We start from the raw sequence: 18,129 nt of genomic DNA on the forward strand, positions 1-18,129 counted from the left end.
GGCTGCGGCCGCCAACCTCACAGGGTTGCCCCGGCCCCCGGGCTGCACACTGTCCACAAGATGGCGTGAGGTGAGCCAACGTCAAAAGCGTTGAGCCAGGACGAAGTTCTCAAGGGGCGACCGACGGGTCGCCCCTTTTTATTGCCTGCGAAAATAGTTCTCGTGACTGATAACCTCTCGCAGAACCGGGCCCCGGTTTTCCAGTCTTACGTGTAGGCCCTAATCCGCAGTGAGGAATAGCATGAAGCGCATCTGGCGTTTGGCAGGTGTTGGTTTGCTGATGATGAGCGTTGGTGCGCAAGTGATGGCCGACGACCCGCCACGCCAGGAAGGCGGTGGTCAGCATGAAAGAGGCCCGGAAGGGCATCCAGGCAATAATCAGCCTCGGCCGCAGAACAACCAACCGCGACCACAAAATAATCAACCGCGTCCTGAAGCCCCTCGGCCCGAGAACAATCAGCCGCGTCCGCAGAATCAGCATTTCGAAAACAATCAGCCACGGCCGCAGAACCAGAACATTGAGCGCCCGAACGGAGGTGGCCAGTGGCAAGGTCGCCCGCAAGGCAATCAACAGCAACCTCCGCACCCGGCGCCGCAGCCGGCCAATAACCTGCCGATCCAGGGTCGCCCGGATACCGTGCGCCAGACCCAGGAACCGCGTCAGGGCAATTACCAGGACATCCCGCGTCGCAACGACGGCAACCAGCATTGGCAGGCCGGCAATGGCGGCCAGGGTGGCCCGGGCCGGCCCGGCTTCAACGGGGGTAACGGCGGTGGCAATAACCACCCCAACGATCACCGCTGGCCAGGCCGCCCCGACGGGCACGGCAATGGTTGGGGCCCAGGCCCGCAATACCGTCCGGGTTACATCGTCGACCGCTTCCCCGACCGCAATTACCGCGTGCCGTATCGCGGCCAGGACTACTTCTTCTCGGGTGGCTACTGGTATCGCCCACAAGGCCCGCGCTATGTCGTCGTGACGCCGCCTTACGGGATTCGCGTGCAATACCTGCCCGACTACGCGCGGGAAGTGTGGGTGGGCAGTGCGCTGTTCTTCCTCGCCGCCGGTGCCTATTACACCTACGAAGAAAGCAGCCAGCAGTACGTTGTGGTGCAGCCGCCACCCGCCGCGCCAGCGCCGCAGCCCGTGCCCCAGGGCAATGGTTATGACGTGGTGGCTTACCCGACCAACGGCCAGTCACCGGCGCAGGTCCAGCAGGATGGTTACGACTGCTATCGCTGGGCGGTGCAACAAAGTGGCTTTGACCCAAGGACCGTCACCTACGCCCCCGACCCGGCCGTGGTGCAAACCTACCGCCAGGCCCAGGGCAACTGCCTGAGCAGTCGCGGGTATCAGGTGCAGTACTAGGCCTTCGCGCCCTTGACCACTTCCTGCGGGTCGGCGTGCACCAGCACTTCGGCTCGCGGGTAGGCTTTGTGGATGGCATCGGCGGCTTGATCGCTGATGCCGTGGGCCACGGACAAACTCAATTCCCCCGGTAACTCCAGGTGCAACTGCACGAACCAGTGGCTGCCGGAAATCCGCGTGCGCAGGTCATGGGCACCCAATACACCGGGCACGCTGCACGCCAGTTCGAGCATGTGCTGGCTGACATCCGGCGGCAGTTCCTCGTCCATCAGCACCGAAAAACTTTCCCGGGCGATCTGGATGGCGCTCCACAAAATGTAGGCCGCGATGCCCAGGCCGAACCAGGCGTCCACCTGATGAAAACCAAACGCCGCCAGCACCAGCGCCACCAGGATGCTGCCGTTGAGCATCATGTCTGAGCGATAGTGCAGCGAGTCGGCGCGGATGGCGTTGGAGCCGGTTTCGCGGATCACCCGGTATTGCAGGATCAGCAGCGCCGCCGTCAACGCCAGGGACAGAACGATCACGCCAATACTCAGCCATGGCGCGCCCACAGGTTCCGGATGCTGCAAACGCTGGAACGCCTGGAAGGCGATCAACACCGCACTGCCGGCGATGAACAACGCCTGGGCCATGCCCGACAGGGATTCCGCCTTGCCATGGCCATAACGATGATCGTCATCCGCCGGGCGCAACGCGTAGTGCACGGCCAGCAAGTTGAGCAGCGAGGTAACGCCGTCGAGCAGCGAGTCGGTCAGCCCGGCGAGCATGCTCACCGAGCCGCTGAGCCACCAGGCGATGGCCTTGGTCACAATCAGCACACAGGCCACGCCGACGGAAGCGCGGGTGGCCAGGCGCAACAGCCGGGCGTGTTCGGGACTGGTGGTCATGGGGCGGGTCAGTCCTTAAGCGGCGGGTTGCAGGCCCAGGGTGGCGAGTTGTTGCACGCTGCCCTTGAACTGGATCATGCGCGGGTCGTCCAGCGGCAGGTTATGCCCGGTTTCTTTCTGGATGATGGTTTGCAGCTTGGCGTTGTCGACATTGCCGTCGGCGCCGATGGCTTGCTGGAGTTTTTCCGGAGCTACCTGGGCGGTTTTGCCCGGCTCGAAGTAGATCGCGCCGGTGGCGAAGTCGACACCAAAGGCGATCAGGCCCGGGATCACGTAGAACAGCAGGCCGACCGCATCGAGCACGGCAATTGCCGGGTCGATCTTGCCGTCGATCTGGCCCCGGCGGTCGGGGTAGAAAATCGAGCCGCAGGCCGTCAACTGGCTCAGCAGGGTGACGGCCAGAACACCGCCGATGACACGGGAAGCAACACGCATGGGACTCTCCTTGAACATAATGAAAGTGACTATAAGCCAGTCTACAAGGCGACGATGATCAAGTGTGGGAGCTGGCTTGCCTGCGATGGCGGTGGTTCAGTATCAGGGGTGTTGGCTGACACACCGCTATCGCAGGCAAGCCCGCTCCCACCTTTGACCGCATTCCAGTCAGTACGGGGCCGTGTCGTTGAGACCACCACCGACACCCGGCAGTTCGCCGTTATACTCGCCGCTCTGCTTTGGAGCCAGTATGAATTCGTTGCCAATCGATGATGTTTTACCTGCCCTGCGTGACGCCCTGGCGACGCGCCATGAAGCCGTGCTCGAAGCACCGCCCGGCGCCGGTAAAACCACACGGGTGCCATTGGCGCTGTTGAATGAACCCTGGCTGGCCGGGCAAACCATCCTGATGCTCGAGCCCCGCCGCCTGGCCGCCCGTGCAGCGGCAGAAAGGCTGGCCAGCGAGTTGGGGGAAAAGGTCGGCGAAACCGTTGGCTACCGCATTCGCCTGGACAGTAAGGTCGGCCCCGACACCCGCATCGAAGTGGTCACCGAAGGCATCCTCACTCGGCGCCTGCAGGATGACCCGGCACTCGACGGCGTGGGTTTGTTGATCTTCGACGAGTTCCACGAACGCAGCCTGGACGCCGATCTGGCGCTGGCCCTTAGTCTCAATGGTCGAGACCTGTTTCGCGACGAGCAGCCACTGAAGATCCTGCTGATGTCCGCCACCCTGGAAGGCGAGCGCCTGGCCGGGTTGCTGGACGACGCGCCGATCCTGCGCAGCGAAGGGCGCATGTACCCGGTGCAGATGCGCTGGGGCCGGCCATTCCAGCCCGGCGAGTTTATCGAGCCACGGTTGGTGCAGACCATCCTTGAAGCCCTGCATGATGAAGCCGGCAGCGTGCTGGTGTTCCTGCCGGGGCAGGCCGAGATTCGTCGGGTTAATCAGCAATTGGCTGACGCGCTGGGCGATAACCCCGATGTGCTGCTATGCCCGCTGCACGGCGAACTGGACCTGGCCGCCCAGCGCGCCGCCATCGACCCGGCGCCCGCCGGCAAGCGCAAAGTGGTGCTGGCCACCAACATTGCCGAGACCAGCCTGACCATCAACGGCGTGCGCGTGGTGATCGACGCCGGGTTGGCGCGGGTCCCGCGTTTCGACCCGGGCAGCGGCATGACCCGTCTCGACACCCAGCGCATCTCCCGCGCCAGCGCCACCCAGCGTGCCGGCCGGGCAGGGCGCCTGGAGCCGGGGGTGTGTTATCGGTTGTGGTCCGAAGACCAACATGAAGGGCTGGCGGCGTATTCCAGTGCGGAAATTCTCTCGGCGGATCTTTCCGGTTTGGCCCTGCAATTGGGCCGCTGGGGCGTGGCGCCTACTCAGTTGGTATGGCTCGACGTTCCGCCCACCGCGGCTTATGCACAGGCCCAGGATTTGCTCGAGCGCCTCGGGGCGTTGAGCGATACCAAGCTGACCGCCCACGGCCAGAAAATGGCCGGGTTGCCGGCGCACCCGCGAATCGCTCATTTGCTGCTGCGTGGTCAGGATCTGGGCCTGGCGAGCATGGCCTGTGACGTGGCGGCACTGTTGGGTGAGCGCGATATCCTGCGTGGTGCCGGTGCGGATTTGCACAGCCGCCTGGCCCTGTTATCCGGTGAAGAAAAGGCCCGTGGCACCCAGGGCGGTGTGCAGCGTGCCCGCCAACTGGCGCGGCAATACCGTGGCTATTTAAGAGGCAAGGCAGAGCAGCCGGTGGCTGATCCCGATCATCCGCGCTGGCTCGGCGCGTTGCTGGCGCTGGCCTACCCGGACCGCGTCGCCCAGCAACGGCGGGCGGGCGGTGCCGAATACCGCCTCGCCAACGGCCGTGCCGCGTTGTTCGCCGAAGCCGACAGCCTGATGAAACAACCCTGGCTGGTGATTGCCGATCTGGGCAGCCGCCAGGGCCAGCGTGAAGAACGGATTTACCTCGCGGCGGATTTTGATCCGGCGTTGTTCGACTCGGTATTGGCCGAGCAGGTGCGTAATGTCGACCAGCTTGACTGGGATGAGCGCGAAGGCGTGCTGCGGGCCGAACGCCAGCGCAAGGTCGGCGAACTGGTGCTCAGCCGCGAGCCGCTGACCGGCCTCGACGAATCCGCCCGCAGCCAGGCGCTGGTCAACCTGGTGCGGCGCAAAGGCCTGGAACTGCTGCCCTGGACCCCGGAGCTGCGCCAATGGCAGGCGCGGGTGATGCTGCTGCGTGGTCTGGATAGCGGCAAGGCCAGTGAATGGCCGGATGTCAGCGACAGCGCCTTGCTTGCCAGCCTGGAACACTGGTTGATGCCTTACCTGGGCAAGGTGTCGCGCCTGAGCCATTTCGCCAGTCTGGATATTTCCAGCTTCCTGCATAACCTGCTGCCGTGGCCGTTGCCGGCGCGGTTGGACGAGCTGGCGCCGCACCATCTGAAGGTGCCGTCGGGCTCGTCGGTGCGGCTGGACTACAGCGAGCAGCCGCCGATTCTGGCGGTGCGCTTGCAGGAATTGTTCGGGCTGGCGGACACCCCACGGATTGCCGGCGGGCGGCAGGTGGTCAAGCTGCACCTGTTGTCACCGGCCAGACGGCCCGTGCAGGTGACGCAGGACCTGGCGAACTTCTGGCGCAGTACTTACGCCGAGGTGAAGAAGGATTTGAAGGGGCGATATCCCAAGCATTACTGGCCGGATGATCCGTTGATTGCTGAACCGACTGCCCGGATCAAGCCGAGAAAGTAAGTACATCGCAGATCTAATGTGGGAGCTGGCTTGCCTGCGATGGCATCACCTCGGTCTGTCGGATAGACCGAGGTGTCTGCATCGCGGCCAAGCCCGGCTCCCACACAAGCCAGCTCCCACACTGTTTCGCCGCGTGGCTTACTGCGCGGCGGGCAACAGGAACCGCGCAATCACCGGCAAATGATTGGAGATACGCACCGTATCGCTCTGGCGCACCTTGCTCTCAACCTTCTTGATGCGCGAGCTGTGGAACAGGTAATCCACCGTACGATCCGGCCCCTCTACGGTTGGGTCATTCGGGAAATACGTCAGCCACTGGTCCCGGTCAATCCCGCTGGATTGGCTGTTGCTCGGGATCATCGGGTACTTTTCCCACAGCAGGTGCAGCTCACTGTCCGGCGAGTATTGCCCGCGCTTGCCGGGGTCCAGGCGCAGGAATTGCCCGAGCGGCAGCAGGTTGAAATCCCCACCCATCAGCCATGGCGTGCCACGGCTCTCGAATTTATCCACCAGCTTGACGGTCGCCTGCACCTGTTCCAGCACGGCGTTGTGCCCGGGGGCCGCGCCGTCCAGGCGAGTATTGAGCACGGCCAACTGGCCGCCATCGCTCAACGGCAGGTAGGTCAGCAATAACGCGGGCTTGGGCTGGAACTGACGGCTGATCAGGTTGGCGCGTGCCACCGGCAATTGCAGGCGCTCGGCGTGTTCGATCTGGTAGCGGCTCATGGTCACCAGCTTGCGGCCGACGCTGCCGAAGATATGCAGGTCGGGCACGAAGTCGGCTTTCCAGTCGAAGGCCTGGGCGCTGCACGGGTAGAGGTCGGCCAGGCGCTCCTGGAGCAAGGCCAGTTGGTCCTGGTAGCTGGAAGGCTTGGCGCCTTCGTCGACTTCCTGCAACAGCAGGATGTCGGGCTGCTCGTCGCGGATCACCCGCGCCACTTCGTCGAGGCTTGAAGCCATGTCTTCAACGGTCGGGCGGTCGTCCGGGCCGCTGCCGTCCGGGGTGTCGTACCAGAACACGTAGTTCTTGCCCGCCAGGTACTGCACGTTCCAGGTCATGACCTTTAGCGCCTGCCCAGGCAGCAGGGTCGGCGCACGGGGCGCGACGCAGCGGATGGGCAGGGTTTCCTTGTCGGCAGGGCGCCAGGTCAGGCTGTAGATCAAGCCGGTCAGCAGGGCCGCGAGGATCAGCAGGCCCAGCAAGGTAATGCGCAGTAGTCGGGTCATCGGCTCGGCTTATGGCGTTGCAGGACAGGCCCGGAGCATATCACCGCGCGTCGGCGTCGCCACCAATCAACATGAACAGGCGGAACAACACCACGCTGGTGAACAGTTGCAGGAAGCTTTGTGCGCTGTCGATCAGCAGGCCCAGCAGCGGGTTCGGGTCCGGATAGACCGCCACGCTGGCGCCCTTGAGCAACCACAGCGGGGTCATCACGCACAGCAGGCACACCAGGATCCGCCAGAAATGCCCACGGGTCAGGCGCAGGCTTTCCTTCATGGCCGACAGCGCCGACATGCCCCGCAGCACCAGCAGGTATTCGGCGAAAGCCAGCACCACCATCAGCCACAGGCCGGGCAGGAAATACAGCGACAGGCCCAGCAGGATCAGCAGCGTGCTGATTGCCGTCAGCAGGGCAAAGCGCGGCCACAGGGTCAGGGCCATGGCCAGCACATCCAGGGTGCGCGGCGATTCTCCCCGGGTGCGGGCGTCGAGGAACAGGATCAGTGCGCCGGTGTACAGCGGGTACACCAGCAGCCCGATCACCACGCTGTAACCGGGAAACGCATCTGGGCCGAGCGTGTGGTCGAGCACCTGTTGCAGCAGGGCTTCGAGGATCACCAGTGGCAGGCACAACTGCACGATGGCGCCCAGGTTGCGCTTGAAAAAGAAGAAGGAGTCGCGCAATACGTCTAACGGATTCATCAGGGTCTTCACAGGCCGAAAAGCAAGGGCGTTACTTTAACCGATCATGAGCAGATGCAAGCAAACGTAAACCTTGCGTAAAGACCATTGAAACAATCAGCAACAGCCCCATAACTGGGTTGTACCTTGCACATCGTGCGCAAGGCGAAGATTTCTACCGGCAATCTAACGAGGTCGCCATGAACAGCGAAGAACAAACCCTGATCGACGGACTGTTTTCACGGTTGCAGCAAGCCGAAACGGACTCAGCCCCCCGCGACGCCCAGGCTGAAGCGCGGATCAAGGAACACGTCACTCGCCAACCGGCCGCTGCGTACTACATGACCCAGTCGATTCTGGTGCAAGAGCACGCGATCAAGAGCCTCGATGCGCAGAACAAGCAGCAGGCCCAGCAGATCCAGGAGTTGCAGGACCAACTGCAACAGGCCAGGTCCCAGGCGGCGCAGCCTGCACCGAGCAGTGGCGGTTTCCTGTCGAGCATTTTCGGCGGCGGTTCCCGTGACCCGCAGCCGACCCAGAGCGCACCTGCGTCGTCGGGCGGTGGCTGGCGTGAACCAGCGCGTCCGTCGTTTGGCGGGCAACCTGCGCCGCAGCAGAACTACGGTGCTCCCCAGCAGAACTATCAGCAGCCACAACAGGCACCCGCAGCGCCGATTGGCAGCGGTTTCCTCGGCGGCGCCCTGAAAACCGCAGCTGGCGTGGCCGGTGGTGTGATGCTGGCAGAAGGCATCAGCAGCCTGTTCAGCCACAACTCGCAACAACCGCAAGTGGTTGAAGAGATCATCCGCGAAGAGCCGGCCCCGGCCAGCGACAACGGCAACTGGGGCAACGACGACCAGAAATATGCCGGCAACGACAGCTGGGGCAGCGACAACGCCTCCGACAGCTTCGCCGACAACGACTATTCCGACGACTCCTCCTCCTTTGGCGACGACGATTCCTTCGTCTGACCCACACTCAACCGGGGCGCTTCGTCGCCCCGGGCTGATTTTTCTCGGAAACTCCCTTGTGGCTGGCATACTGGCAACCTTTCCGGGCCTTTGAGTCCGGGGTCCATGCGCGTGTCATGAGGATTTGCGGTGAAAAAGATAGCCGTGTTCGCCGATGTACAAAACCTCTACTACACCGTGCGCCAGGCGTACGGCTGTCACTTCAACTACGCCGCCCTGTGGGCTGATATCAGCCAGCGCGGGCAGATTGTCGAGGCGTATGCCTATGCCATCGACCGTGGCGACAGCAAGCAACAGCAGTTCCAGCAGATCCTGCGCAACCTGGGTTTTACCGTGAAGCTCAAGCCTTACATCCAGCGCAGCGACGGCTCGGCCAAGGGCGACTGGGACGTGGGCATCACCATCGACATCATGGACGCCGCCGCCCATGTCGACGAAGTGGTGCTGGCCTCCGGCGACGGTGATTTCGACATGCTGCTGGACCGCATCATCAGCAAGCACGGCGTCGAAGCCGTGGCCTACGGCGTGCCGGGGCTGACGGCCAACTCATTGATACGCGCCGCCAGCCGCTACGTGCCGATTGAAGGCGCGTTGCTGCTTAAATAGATTTTTGACGGAGTTGGAACAGGTTTGGAACGTATAGCGGTCATCGACTTTGAAACCACCGGCATCCAGCCGAGCAGCAGCTGCCGGGCCACGGAAATCGCCGTGGTCATCCTGGAGCAGGGCCAGATCGTGGAGCGCTACCAGAGCCTGATGAACGCTGGTGTGCGTGTGCCGGGGTTTATCGAGCAACTGACCGGCATCAGCAACGCCATGCTGCGCACCGCACCGTCGGCGGAGCGGGTGATGAACGAGGTGAACGAGTTTGTCGGCACCACGCCGCTGCTGGCCCACAACGCCGCGTTTGACCAGAAGTTCTGGGATTTCGAGCTGGGGTTGATCCGGCGTACGCGTTTGCAGAAGTTTGCCTGTTCGCTATTGCTGGCGCGACGCTTGATGCCGGCGGCGCCGAACCACAAGCTGGGTACCCTGACCTCGTTTGCCCAACTGCCCCACACCGGCAAGGCTCACCGGGCGATGGCGGACGCGGAGATGGCGGCGAACCTTACCGCGCATCTGGCCGAGGAACTGCGTCGCACCCACGGGTTGCGGGAGTTGTCACACGAATTGCTGTGCAGCTTGCAGAAGGTTCCGGCGGCGAAGATCAATGATCATCTGAAGAAGCATCGCGGGTTCTAAGTCGCTTGAGCAGAACTCCATCTTCAACACGACGAAGATCCAAATGTGGGAGCGGGCTTGCTCGCGAATACGGAGTATCAGCAAACACATGCGCTGACTGACACACCGCATTCGCGAGCAAGCCCGCTCCCCCATTAGTTTTGCGGTGTTATCGAGGCTGTAAGCAGTCCAGCGACCGATCCACCACCACCTTCGAATCAGTGAAGCTACTGACGTCATCGCAGGCAAGCCAGCTCCCACAGTTGAGCGAGGGTGTTTCAGGCAACTCGGTCAACTATGGCGAACGTTCCCACGCTCCGCGTGGGAATGCCGCCCTGGACGCTCTGCGTCCGCTCTTGAAGTCGTGACGCAGAGCGTCACCGGATGCGTTCCCACGCAGAGCGTGGGAACGAGCTGCAGAGCGGCGTGTTCAGTTGCCACTCTTCCCATTCCCCTCCAACTGCCCCAACGGCACCCGCCGCTCTATCGCGCTCGACAAGATGATCGAGGTCTTGCTGAACCCGAATTTCGCCACCCGATTGATCAGGTTCTCCAGCTCCGGCATCGAGCCCACCGCCGCCTGCATGATCACGCACGGATCGCCCGTCACCCGATGGCATTCAGTCAACTCGGGAATTTCCGACAGCGCGTCGTAAACCTTCTGGCTCCCATGATTGGTCAACCGCAACTCAATCACGCACTGGATCGGCAACCCCACCTTCGACAGGTCGACCTTGGCCTGATACCCGGTAATCACACCACTGGCTTCCAGTTTCGCCACTCGCTCAGCCACGGCGGGCGCGGACAGGTTCACGGTGCGCGCCAGTTGCGCGTAGGACGCGCGGCCGTCTTCCAGCAGGGCGCTGAGAAGCATACGGTCGTATTTGTCCATGATAAGGCTCCGGGAATGCATAGCTTTCGAAAGCACGGTTTATAGCCTTGATAACCATGTTTTGAAAAGTGTACTGGCGCTTTAAACAGGTTTTGTAACTTATGTTTAAGGCCGGGGATTTCTAAAATAACGCTCCCTTGTCCTGCCACAGAGCTGCCAAATGCCTGGCCCACGTCGCTTTCCCTTACCGTTGATCGCCGCCTTTTTTGCGTTGTACGTGATCTGGGGGTCTACCTACCTGGTGATTCGCATTGGTGTGGAGTACTGGCCGCCGCTGTTGCTGGCGGGGATTCGCTTTATGACAGCGGGTGCGCTGATGTATGCCTTCCTGCGCTGGCGCGGGGCGCCGGCGCCGACGTGGGTGCAGTGGAAGGCTGCCGCGAAGATCGGCATTTTGCTGCTGACCTTCGGCAACGGTGCGGTCAGTGTGGCAGAACATACGGGCGTGGCTTCCGGGGTGGCCGCGTTGGCGGTGGCGACGGTGCCGTTGTTCACCTTGCTCTGTGGTTATTTCTGGGGCGCGCGTAATACCCGTCTGGAATGGGCCGGGGTGGTGCTGGGGATTATCGGTATCGCCATGCTCAATATGGGCTCCAACCTGCAATCGAGCCCCACCGGTGCGGCCTTGCTGATCTTTGCGGCGGCGGCCTGGGCCTTTGGTTCGGTGTGGAGCAAGCATTTGCCGCTGCCTCAAGGCGCGATGGCCAGTGCGGCGGAGATGCTGATCGCAGGTTTCGTGCTGCTGTTGCTCAGTGCCGTCAGCGGCGAACACCTCCAAGCCATGCCGCCGCTGGAAGGCTGGCTGGCCCTGGCGTACTTGACCGTGTTCGGCTCGATCATCGCCTTCAATGCCTATATGTACCTGCTCAAGCACGTACGCCCGGCGGCGGCCACCAGCTATGCCTACGTCAACCCGGCGGTGGCGGTGTTGCTCGGGATTGTGTTTGTCGGTGAGACCATCGGCACGGAAGAAGCCCTGGCGATGTTGGTGATTATCAGCGCGGTGCTGCTGATCAGCCTGCCACAGTGGCGAAAGCCAAAACCGGAAATAAGGTAAACTGCCGCGCATTGCGACCCTGCGCTGACTTTTTCCTACGGTATTTCCATGACTTTCGCCACACTTGGCCTGATCGAACCCTTGCTGCGCGCCCTTGAGACGCTTGGCTACCAGACCCCGACGCCGGTGCAGGCGCAAGCCATTCCGGCGGTGCTGGCAGGCCGTGACCTGATGGCTGCGGCCCAGACCGGCACCGGCAAGACCGCCGGTTTCGCCGTGCCGCTGCTGCAACTGCTGACCATGGAAGGGCCGAAAGTCAGCGCCAATTCGGTGCGCGCGCTGATCCTGTGCCCGACCCGCGAACTGGCCGAGCAGGTTCATGCGAGCGTCGCCGAGTACGCCCAAAACGTGCCGCTGACCACTTACGCCGTGTACGGCGGCGTGAGCATCAACCCGCAGATGATGAAGCTGCGCAAAGGCGTTGATGTGCTGGTCGCCACCCCTGGCCGCCTGATCGACCTGTTCCGCCAGAACGCGCTGAAACTCAACCAGCTGCAAACCCTGGTGCTGGATGAAGCCGACCGCATGCTCGACCTGGGCTTCTCCGAAGAACTGGCGAACATCTACCGCATGCTGCCGAAAAAGCGCCAGACCTTGCTGTTCTCCGCAACCTTCTCCGACGAGATCCGCCAGTTGGCCGGGCAGATGCTCAACGACCCGCTGACTGTCGAAGTCAGCCCGCGCAACGTCGCTGCCAACACCGTCAAGCAATGGGTGGTGCCGGTGGACAAGAAGCGCAAGGCGGAACTGTTTGTGCACCTGATGCGCAAGGGCCGCTGGAAGCAGGTGCTGGTGTTCGCCAAGACCCGTAACGGTGTGGACGCGCTGGTGGAAAAGCTCCAGGGCCTGGGCATCAATGCCGACGGGATTCACGGCGACAAGCCACAAGCCACGCGCCAGCGTGCGCTGGATCGCTTCAAGAGCAGCGACGTGCAGATCCTGGTGGCCACCGACGTGGCGGCCCGTGGCCTGGATATCGAAGACTTGCCGCTGGTGGTCAATTTTGACCTGCCGATCGTGGCCGAGGACTACATCCACCGCATCGGCCGTACCGGTCGTGCGGGCAACACCGGTGAGGCGATTTCCCTGGTGTGCGCCGATGAAGTGAACATGCTGTCGGCCATCGAGATGCTGACCCGTCAAACGTTGACCCGGAAGATGGAGCAGGACTTCGAACCGGAGCACCGTGTGCCGGATACCGATGCCACTGGTCAGGTGGTGAAGAAGCCGAAAAAGCCGAAGAAACCCAAGGCTTCGGGCGGCGGTGGTGGCAAGCGCAACCTGGGCAAGTGGGTGGACAGCGGGGAGGCGACGCCGGTCGAGCCTTCGATCAAGCCAGTGCGTAAGGTGCCCGTGTTTAACACCGGGCCGCGGAAAAAGAAGTAGGGCTTGTTGGTTATCAAGTAAACGCAGAGTGACTACCGTGAGCGGAGCAATTCCGCTCGTGTCGCCGTGTTTAAGTGCTGGAACTTAAAATGCTTCATTTCCACTGAGGTTGAGTCAGAAACTGATTTCTGAATGACGAACTTAGATGGAGATGTAGATATGGCTGTGTTTTTAGTACCTTTTGTTTTGCCGGTCCTGGCGGCGGCGGGCATTATCGGCGGCGTTGTTGTAGACGGCGAAATCAAGAAAGGCAAGGCCGCTGACGAGAAAGCTTTCAAGCAGGTAGAGTTGCGTGTGGCCGAATTAAGGTCCCGGGTTGAAGATCATGCGGCGCGCGGCGAGTATGGGCAGGCAATCCATTCGTTCAGAGAGTTGATGTCGTTGTATGAGGCTAATTATTCGATCAGTCCTGAGATAAGGGCGCCATTGGATAAGTATCTACAGGATATGCTTTATACCAGTCAGGAAGAGGGCCAGAAACTCAGCTACGCCTTCAAGCAGGAATGGAACGATTTGAAACACGGCGATCCTTCCAGACTCTTCAGTGCGTATTCAGGTTATATAGAAAATCTGAAAATTTTACTGCCTGAAGAGGATGCTTTCCTGCAGAAGCAAGTAACAGCTTTTAAACGTGCCTATCCCGATCTAACAGCCAGTTGAGTCAGAGGTAACTTTGCTGCCGGGCGGTGATGGGGTGAGTGGGTCATGCCGGGGTGGCCGGCCTCAACCACTCAAGAACACCGCGCCCTGCCGCCTGCCCGCTGGCAAAACACCCCGTCAGCAAATACCCGCCCGTCGGCGCTTCCCAGTCCAGCATCTCGCCTGCGCAAAAAACGCCCGGCAATTGCTTGATCATCAAGCGTTCATCCAGCGCCTCAAACGGCACGCCGCCTGCGGTACTGATGGCTTCATCCATTGGCCGGGTTTTCACCAGCGTCAGCGGCAGCGCCTTGATATCCACCGCCAGCTGCGCCGGATCATTGAAGTGCTCCGCCGGTGACAGCTCGCGCAAAAGCGCCGCCTTCACCCCATCCAATCCCAACTGACTGTGCAAATGCTTGCTCATCGAGCGCGAGCCGCGCGGCTTGCTCAGCGCTGCGATCACCTTGTCCAGTGGCTTACTCGGCAACAGGTCAATGTGCACTGTGGCCGATCCATCCCGGTTGATCGCCTCACGAATCGGTGCCGACAACGCATAGATCAGGCTGCCTTCGATGCCCGTGGCGGTGACCACACATTCCCCCAGCCGTGGCTTGTCGTCTGCCAGGCCAATGGCGACGTTTTTCAGCGGTGCCCCGGCGAATTTACTGACCATCAACTCGCTCCAGGCCGACACCTCGAAGCCACAGTTGCTCGGTTGCAACGCCGCGTAAGGCACGCCTTTGTCTTCCAGCAACTTCAGCCACGCCCCATCCGAGCCCAAGCGCGACCAACTGCCGCCGCCCAAGGCCAGCAACACCGCATCACCGCGTACGCTTTTGTCGCCCTCGGGGCTGTGGATAAGCAGGCTGCCGTCGGCATTCCAGCCCAGCCAGCGATGGCGGGTGTGGATAACTACGCCCTGGTCGCGCAGGCGCTTGAGCCAGGCCCGCAGCAGCGGGGCGGCTTTCATGTCAGTAGGAAACACCCGGCCGGAGCTGCCGACAAAGGTTTCAATCCCCAGCCCGTGTATCCATTCGCACAACGCTTCGGCACCGAACTGACGCAGCAACGGCGCCATGCACGGCGCCCGTTCGGCATAGCGCGCCAGAAACGCCGGGTACGGTTCGGAATGGGTGATGTTCATGCCGCCCACGCCCGCCAGCAGGAACTTGCGGCCTACCGAGGGCATACCGTCGTACAGGTCGACCCGGATCCCGGCCTGGCTCAACACTTCGGCAGCCATCAGCCCCGCCGGGCCGCCGCCGATGATGATGACGTGTTGAGATGGGGTTTGAGTCTGGGGCATGGGGATAACTGCGGTTCGGCAAAGTAGGCCGAGCATTCTACCCGAGGATGCTCATGCTGCCTGATCAAAAAACATACAGCCTTCTGCAGGCCAGGCGGCTTATGGCCTGCAGGGGCTTTCACTCAGGTTATCCACAGGCAGTTCCACAGCGATTGTGGGTAACGCGCATAACTCAATGACAGCCTGATGACGTCCAGACGCGCTGCGCGCTGTGGTGCAGGATCCCGTGGCGACGGGCCAGGGCAGGACGGTCTTTGCTGTAGCCGCCGCCGATCACCCCGACCACCGGAATATCGCGGCCCAGGCAGTGGCGCATCACGCTTTCATCGCGGGCGGCGACGCCTTGGTCTGTCAGCTTGAGGTAGCCGAGGGCGTCGTCCTTGTGTACATCCACGCCGGCGTCATACAGCACCAGGTCGGGCTGATACAGCGGCAGCAGGTAGTTGAGGGCATCGTCGACCACCTTGAGGTAGTCCGCGTCGCCCATGCCCATCGGCAGCGGGATGTCCCAGTCGCTTTGCGCCTTGCGCGCGGGGAAGTTCTTTTCGCAGTGCAGGGACACGGTGATTGCATCCGGGGTGTCGTGGAGGATGCGTGCGGTGCCGTCGCCCTGGTGCACGTCGCAGTCGAAGATCAGCACCCGGTTGACCCGCCCGCTGGCCAGCAGGTAATGGCTGATCACGGCCAGGTCATTGAAGATGCAGAAACCCGCCGGGTAATCGTAGTGGGCGTGGTGGGTGCCGCCGGCCAGGTGGCAGGCCAGGCCGTGTTCCAGGGCCTGCTCGGCGGCCAGCAACGAACCGCCCACCGCGCGCACGGTGCGTCGGGCCAGGGCTTCGCTCCAAGGCAGGCCAAGGCGCCGTTGGTCTTCGCGCGACAACTCGCCGCTCATGTAGCGTTCGATATACCCAGGTTCATGGGCCAGGGCCAGAATCTCGGCGGGGCAGAGTTCCGGGCGCAGCAGTTGGCTGTCCCGTGTCAGGCCGCTCTCCACCAGGTGGTCACGCAGCAGGCGGAATTTATCCATGGGGAAGCGGTGGTCTGCCGGGAACTCGGGGCTGTAGTCGTCGTGGTAGATCAATGGCAAGGGCATGGCGATTTCTGACGGGAACCAGCGACGGATCTTAACAGCGCGTTACACTCACGCACATGGCAAGGGAGGGGGACCAATGGAGCCGATACTGCAATTGGAAAGCGCACGCCTGGTGCTGCGCCAATGGAGCGATGCCGACTTGCCGGAGTTTGCGCGCATGTGCGCCGACCCGCAGGTGATGCGGTATTTCCCGGCCACCTTGAGCCGCCTGGAAAGTGCCGCGCTGATCGGGCGTATTCGCGGCCATTTTGCCGAGTACGGTTTTGGCCTGTGGGCCTTGCAGCGCAAGGACAGCGGCGAGTTCATCGGCCTCACCGGCTTGCTGAATGTGAGCTTCGAGGCCCCGTTCACTCCGGCGGTGGAGATCGGCTGGCGCCTGGCCAGGGAACATTGGGGCCTGGGTTACGCCAGCGAAGCCGCCTGGACTGCCCTGCGCTGTGGTTTCGACCGGCTGAAGCTGGACGAAATCGTTTCGTTTACCACTGAAGCCAATCTGCCATCACAAAAAGTCATGCAGGCCATCGGTATGCATTACGATCCCCTGGCAGATTTTGAACACCCCAAGGTCGCAGCGGATGACCCCTTGCGGCATCATGTGTTGTATCGCATCACCCGCGCCCAATGGTTGGACACGCTGCACGGATAAGCAGCCCGGAATGCCCAATAGATTGTTGTAGGAGATGCTCTATGAGCCAAGTGTTGGAAGATCTGGTGGACCTGCTGACCCTGGAACCGATCGAGGAAAACCTCTTTCGCGGCCGCAGCCAGGACCTGGGCTTTCGCCAGCTGTTCGGCGGCCAGGTGCTCGGCCAGTCGCTGTCGGCGGCCAGCCAGACCGTTGAAGAGGCGCGGCATGTGCATTCGTTGCACGGTTACTTCCTGCGCCCCGGCGATGCGGCGTTGCCGGTGGTGTATTCGGTTGACCGGGTGCGCGATGGCGGCAGTTTCAGCACGCGCCGGGTGACGGCGATCCAGAAGGGCAACCCGATCTTCACCTGCAGCGCTTCGTTCCAGTACGACGAAGAAGGCTTCGAGCATCAGACCACCATGCCCGTGGTGGTCGGCCCGGAGAACCTGCCGTCGGAGCTGGAGCTGACCCAGCAGCGCGCGCACCTGATTCCCGAGCACATGCGCGAAAAGCTGCTGTGCCCCAAGCCAATCGAAGTAAGGCCGGTGACCGAGAAAGACCCGTACAACCCGCAGCCGTCCGACCCGGTCAAATACGTGTGGTTTCGTGCGGACGGCGCCCTGGCCGACTCGCCGGCGCTGCACAAATACCTGCTGGCCTACGCTTCGGACTTCGGCCTGCTGACCACCTCGCTGCTGCCCCACGGCAAGACCGTGTGGCAGAAAGACATGCAAGTCGCCAGCCTCGACCACGCGCTGTGGTTCCACGCCGACCTGCGTGCCGATGACTGGTTGCTCTACGCCATGGACAGCCCATGGGCCGGCAATTCCCGTGGGTTCTCCCGGGGCAGCGTGTACAACCGCGCCGGACAACTGGTGGCATCGGTCACCCAGGAAGGCTTGATTCGTCATCGCAAGGATTGGGCATGAGCCTCAGTGATGTGAAGCACTGGGTGTTCGACATGGATGGCACCCTGACGGTGGCCGTGCATGATTTTGCGGCGATCCGCGTGGCCCTGGATATTCCGGCGACTGACGACATTCTTACGCACCTGGCGGCGTTGCCCGCCGATGAAGCAGCGACCAAGCATGCGTGGTTGCTCGCGCATGAGCGCGAGTTGGCGCTGGGTTCGGTAGCCGCTACCGGTGCCGTGGAGTTGGTGCGGGAATTGGCCGGGCGGGGTTATCGCCTGGGCATCCTGACGCGCAATGCGCGGGAGCTGGCCCATGTGACATTGCAGGCGATCGGCCTGGCGGACTGCTTTGCGGCCGAGGATGTGTTGGGGCGTGATGATGCGCCGCCCAAGCCTGACCCGGGTGGTTTGTTGAAGCTGGCGCGAGCGTGGGAAGTGGCGCCGCAAGAGATGGTGATGGTCGGTGATTACCGGTTTGATCTGGATTGCGGGCGGGCGGCGGGGACGAAGACTGTGCTGGTCAATCTGCCGGAAAACCCGTGGCCGGAGCTGGCAGATTGGCATGCTGAAGATTGCGCGGTATTGCGCCGGATGATTTAGTCCGGTCGATGAAAATCCAATGTGGGAGCGGGCTTGCTCGCGAACGCGGTGTGTCAGTCAAT

The 18,129-nt window shown here is 62.3% G+C and carries 18 protein-coding genes; 11 read left to right on the forward strand and 7 right to left on the reverse strand.

From position 1 onward, the window contains the following. The first annotated feature begins 241 nt into the window (after nucleotides 1-241). Nucleotides 242-1,369: a DUF6515 family protein gene (locus A462_RS11565; RefSeq protein WP_008436589.1), complete on the forward strand. Its 1,128-nt coding sequence runs from the start codon at nucleotides 242-244 to the stop codon at nucleotides 1,367-1,369. On the opposite strand, the gene A462_RS11560 is transcribed toward A462_RS11565, so the two are convergent. Next, nucleotides 1,366-2,259 carry a cation diffusion facilitator family transporter gene (locus A462_RS11560; protein WP_008436590.1) on the reverse strand — a complete coding sequence of 298 codons (894 nt, stop codon included), beginning with the start codon at nucleotides 2,257-2,259 and terminating at the stop codon, nucleotides 1,366-1,368. The two genes, A462_RS11565 and A462_RS11560, sit on opposite strands and share 4 nt — an antisense overlap. Before the next feature lie 15 nt (nucleotides 2,260-2,274). Beyond that, nucleotides 2,275-2,694 carry a hypothetical protein gene (locus A462_RS11555; RefSeq protein ID WP_008436591.1) on the reverse strand — a complete coding sequence of 140 codons (420 nt, stop codon included), beginning with the start codon at nucleotides 2,692-2,694 and terminating at the stop codon, nucleotides 2,275-2,277. A gap of 250 nt (nucleotides 2,695-2,944) precedes the next feature. Here A462_RS11555 and hrpB point away from each other — a divergent pair, with 250 nt between their 5' ends. Then, a complete protein-coding gene (hrpB, locus tag A462_RS11550) occupies nucleotides 2,945-5,452 on the forward strand; it encodes an ATP-dependent helicase HrpB (protein WP_008436592.1) in 2,508 nt (835 codons plus the stop codon). A 138-nt stretch (nucleotides 5,453-5,590) separates the two neighbouring features. Here the strand turns inward: hrpB and A462_RS11545 are convergent, their stop codons facing one another. Both A462_RS11545 and A462_RS11540 read right to left on the reverse strand, forming a co-directional pair. Further along, a complete protein-coding gene (locus A462_RS11545; protein WP_008436593.1) occupies nucleotides 5,591-6,679 on the reverse strand; it encodes an endonuclease/exonuclease/phosphatase family protein in 1,089 nt (362 codons plus the stop codon). A gap of 40 nt (nucleotides 6,680-6,719) precedes the next feature. Further along, nucleotides 6,720-7,379, reverse strand: coding sequence for a YciC family protein (locus A462_RS11540; protein ID WP_003215498.1), 660 nt, complete (start codon nucleotides 7,377-7,379; stop codon nucleotides 6,720-6,722). 179 nt (nucleotides 7,380-7,558) lie between these two features. Between A462_RS11540 and A462_RS11535 the strand changes: the two genes are divergently transcribed. The 3 genes from A462_RS11535 (at nucleotide 7,559) to A462_RS11525 (ending at nucleotide 9,571) form a co-directional block, all read left to right on the forward strand. Further along, complete coding sequence (locus A462_RS11535; protein WP_008436594.1) at nucleotides 7,559-8,329, forward strand: DUF2076 domain-containing protein; 771 nt, start codon at nucleotides 7,559-7,561, stop codon at nucleotides 8,327-8,329. Between the two features lie 129 nt (nucleotides 8,330-8,458). Beyond that, nucleotides 8,459-8,935: an NYN domain-containing protein gene (locus A462_RS11530; protein WP_003215502.1), complete on the forward strand. Its 477-nt coding sequence runs from the start codon at nucleotides 8,459-8,461 to the stop codon at nucleotides 8,933-8,935. A gap of 24 nt (nucleotides 8,936-8,959) precedes the next feature. Beyond that, the gene (locus A462_RS11525; RefSeq protein WP_008436599.1) at nucleotides 8,960-9,571 is read left to right on the forward strand and encodes a 3'-5' exonuclease; all 612 of its coding nucleotides are present in this window, start codon (nucleotides 8,960-8,962) and stop codon (nucleotides 9,569-9,571) included. Nucleotides 9,572-9,980: 409 nt separating this feature from the next. Here A462_RS11525 and A462_RS11520 read toward each other — a convergent pair whose 3' ends face one another. After that, on the reverse strand, nucleotides 9,981-10,442 hold the full coding sequence (locus A462_RS11520) for an Lrp/AsnC family transcriptional regulator (protein WP_003215506.1): 462 nt from the start codon (nucleotides 10,440-10,442) through the stop codon (nucleotides 9,981-9,983). A 160-nt stretch (nucleotides 10,443-10,602) separates the two neighbouring features. Here A462_RS11520 and yedA point away from each other — a divergent pair, with 160 nt between their 5' ends. From yedA to A462_RS11505, 3 genes are all read left to right on the forward strand, one after another. After that, nucleotides 10,603-11,499: a drug/metabolite exporter YedA gene (yedA, locus tag A462_RS11515; RefSeq protein ID WP_008436601.1), complete on the forward strand. Its 897-nt coding sequence runs from the start codon at nucleotides 10,603-10,605 to the stop codon at nucleotides 11,497-11,499. A gap of 48 nt (nucleotides 11,500-11,547) precedes the next feature. Further along, nucleotides 11,548-12,885 (forward strand): DEAD/DEAH box helicase, encoded by a 1,338-nt coding sequence (locus A462_RS11510; RefSeq protein WP_003215511.1) that lies wholly within the window; start codon nucleotides 11,548-11,550, stop codon nucleotides 12,883-12,885. 132 nt (nucleotides 12,886-13,017) lie between these two features. Then, a complete protein-coding gene (locus tag A462_RS11505) occupies nucleotides 13,018-13,545 on the forward strand; it encodes a hypothetical protein (RefSeq protein WP_238544249.1) in 528 nt (175 codons plus the stop codon). Between the two features lie 43 nt (nucleotides 13,546-13,588). Here the strand turns inward: A462_RS11505 and A462_RS11500 are convergent, their stop codons facing one another. Both A462_RS11500 and A462_RS11495 read right to left on the reverse strand, forming a co-directional pair. After that, nucleotides 13,589-14,833, reverse strand: a complete 1,245-nt coding sequence (locus A462_RS11500) for a TIGR03862 family flavoprotein (protein WP_008436609.1) — start codon at nucleotides 14,831-14,833, stop codon at nucleotides 13,589-13,591. Between the two features lie 172 nt (nucleotides 14,834-15,005). Further along, nucleotides 15,006-15,926: a histone deacetylase family protein gene (locus A462_RS11495; RefSeq protein WP_008436610.1), complete on the reverse strand. Its 921-nt coding sequence runs from the start codon at nucleotides 15,924-15,926 to the stop codon at nucleotides 15,006-15,008. 76 nt (nucleotides 15,927-16,002) lie between these two features. Here A462_RS11495 and A462_RS11490 point away from each other — a divergent pair, with 76 nt between their 5' ends. The 3 genes from A462_RS11490 to A462_RS11480 are packed head-to-tail and all read left to right on the forward strand — an operon-like array spanning nucleotide 16,003 to nucleotide 18,067. Beyond that, nucleotides 16,003-16,572 (forward strand): GNAT family N-acetyltransferase, encoded by a 570-nt coding sequence (locus A462_RS11490; RefSeq protein ID WP_003215518.1) that lies wholly within the window; start codon nucleotides 16,003-16,005, stop codon nucleotides 16,570-16,572. A 41-nt stretch (nucleotides 16,573-16,613) separates the two neighbouring features. Then, nucleotides 16,614-17,483 (forward strand): acyl-CoA thioesterase II, encoded by an 870-nt coding sequence (gene tesB / locus A462_RS11485; protein ID WP_003215520.1) that lies wholly within the window; start codon nucleotides 16,614-16,616, stop codon nucleotides 17,481-17,483. Further along, nucleotides 17,480-18,067, forward strand: a complete 588-nt coding sequence (locus A462_RS11480; protein ID WP_008436611.1) for an HAD family hydrolase — start codon at nucleotides 17,480-17,482, stop codon at nucleotides 18,065-18,067. Before tesB ends, A462_RS11480 begins: the two co-directional genes overlap by 4 nt. Nucleotides 18,068-18,129 lie beyond the last annotated feature (62 nt).

Origin of the sequence: Pseudomonas sp. Ag1 (assembly GCF_000278565.1) — a bacterium.
Taxonomy (GTDB): domain Bacteria; phylum Pseudomonadota; class Gammaproteobacteria; order Pseudomonadales; family Pseudomonadaceae; genus Aquipseudomonas.

Bases quoted from the DNA above. Each gene is read 5' to 3' on its own strand.
- A462_RS11565 (WP_008436589.1), top strand. From the start codon at position 242: ATGAAGCGCATCTGGCGTTTGGCAGGTGTTGGTTTGCTGATGATGAGC.
- A462_RS11560 (WP_008436590.1), bottom strand. From the start codon at position 2,259: ATGACCACCAGTCCCGAACACGCCCGGCTGTTGCGCCTGGCCACCCGC.
- A462_RS11555 (WP_008436591.1), bottom strand. From the start codon at position 2,694: ATGCGTGTTGCTTCCCGTGTCATCGGCGGTGTTCTGGCCGTCACCCTG.
- hrpB (WP_008436592.1), top strand. From the start codon at position 2,945: ATGAATTCGTTGCCAATCGATGATGTTTTACCTGCCCTGCGTGACGCC.
- A462_RS11545 (WP_008436593.1), bottom strand. From the start codon at position 6,679: ATGACCCGACTACTGCGCATTACCTTGCTGGGCCTGCTGATCCTCGCG.
- A462_RS11540 (WP_003215498.1), bottom strand. From the start codon at position 7,379: ATGAATCCGTTAGACGTATTGCGCGACTCCTTCTTCTTTTTCAAGCGC.
- A462_RS11535 (WP_008436594.1), top strand. From the start codon at position 7,559: ATGAACAGCGAAGAACAAACCCTGATCGACGGACTGTTTTCACGGTTG.
- A462_RS11520 (WP_003215506.1), bottom strand. From the start codon at position 10,442: ATGGACAAATACGACCGTATGCTTCTCAGCGCCCTGCTGGAAGACGGC.
- yedA (WP_008436601.1), top strand. From the start codon at position 10,603: ATGCCTGGCCCACGTCGCTTTCCCTTACCGTTGATCGCCGCCTTTTTT.
- A462_RS11510 (WP_003215511.1), top strand. From the start codon at position 11,548: ATGACTTTCGCCACACTTGGCCTGATCGAACCCTTGCTGCGCGCCCTT.
- A462_RS11505 (WP_238544249.1), top strand. From the start codon at position 13,018: ATGACGAACTTAGATGGAGATGTAGATATGGCTGTGTTTTTAGTACCT.
- A462_RS11500 (WP_008436609.1), bottom strand. From the start codon at position 14,833: ATGCCCCAGACTCAAACCCCATCTCAACACGTCATCATCATCGGCGGC.
- A462_RS11495 (WP_008436610.1), bottom strand. From the start codon at position 15,926: ATGCCCTTGCCATTGATCTACCACGACGACTACAGCCCCGAGTTCCCG.
- A462_RS11490 (WP_003215518.1), top strand. From the start codon at position 16,003: ATGGAGCCGATACTGCAATTGGAAAGCGCACGCCTGGTGCTGCGCCAA.
- tesB (WP_003215520.1), top strand. From the start codon at position 16,614: ATGAGCCAAGTGTTGGAAGATCTGGTGGACCTGCTGACCCTGGAACCG.
- A462_RS11480 (WP_008436611.1), top strand. From the start codon at position 17,480: ATGAGCCTCAGTGATGTGAAGCACTGGGTGTTCGACATGGATGGCACC.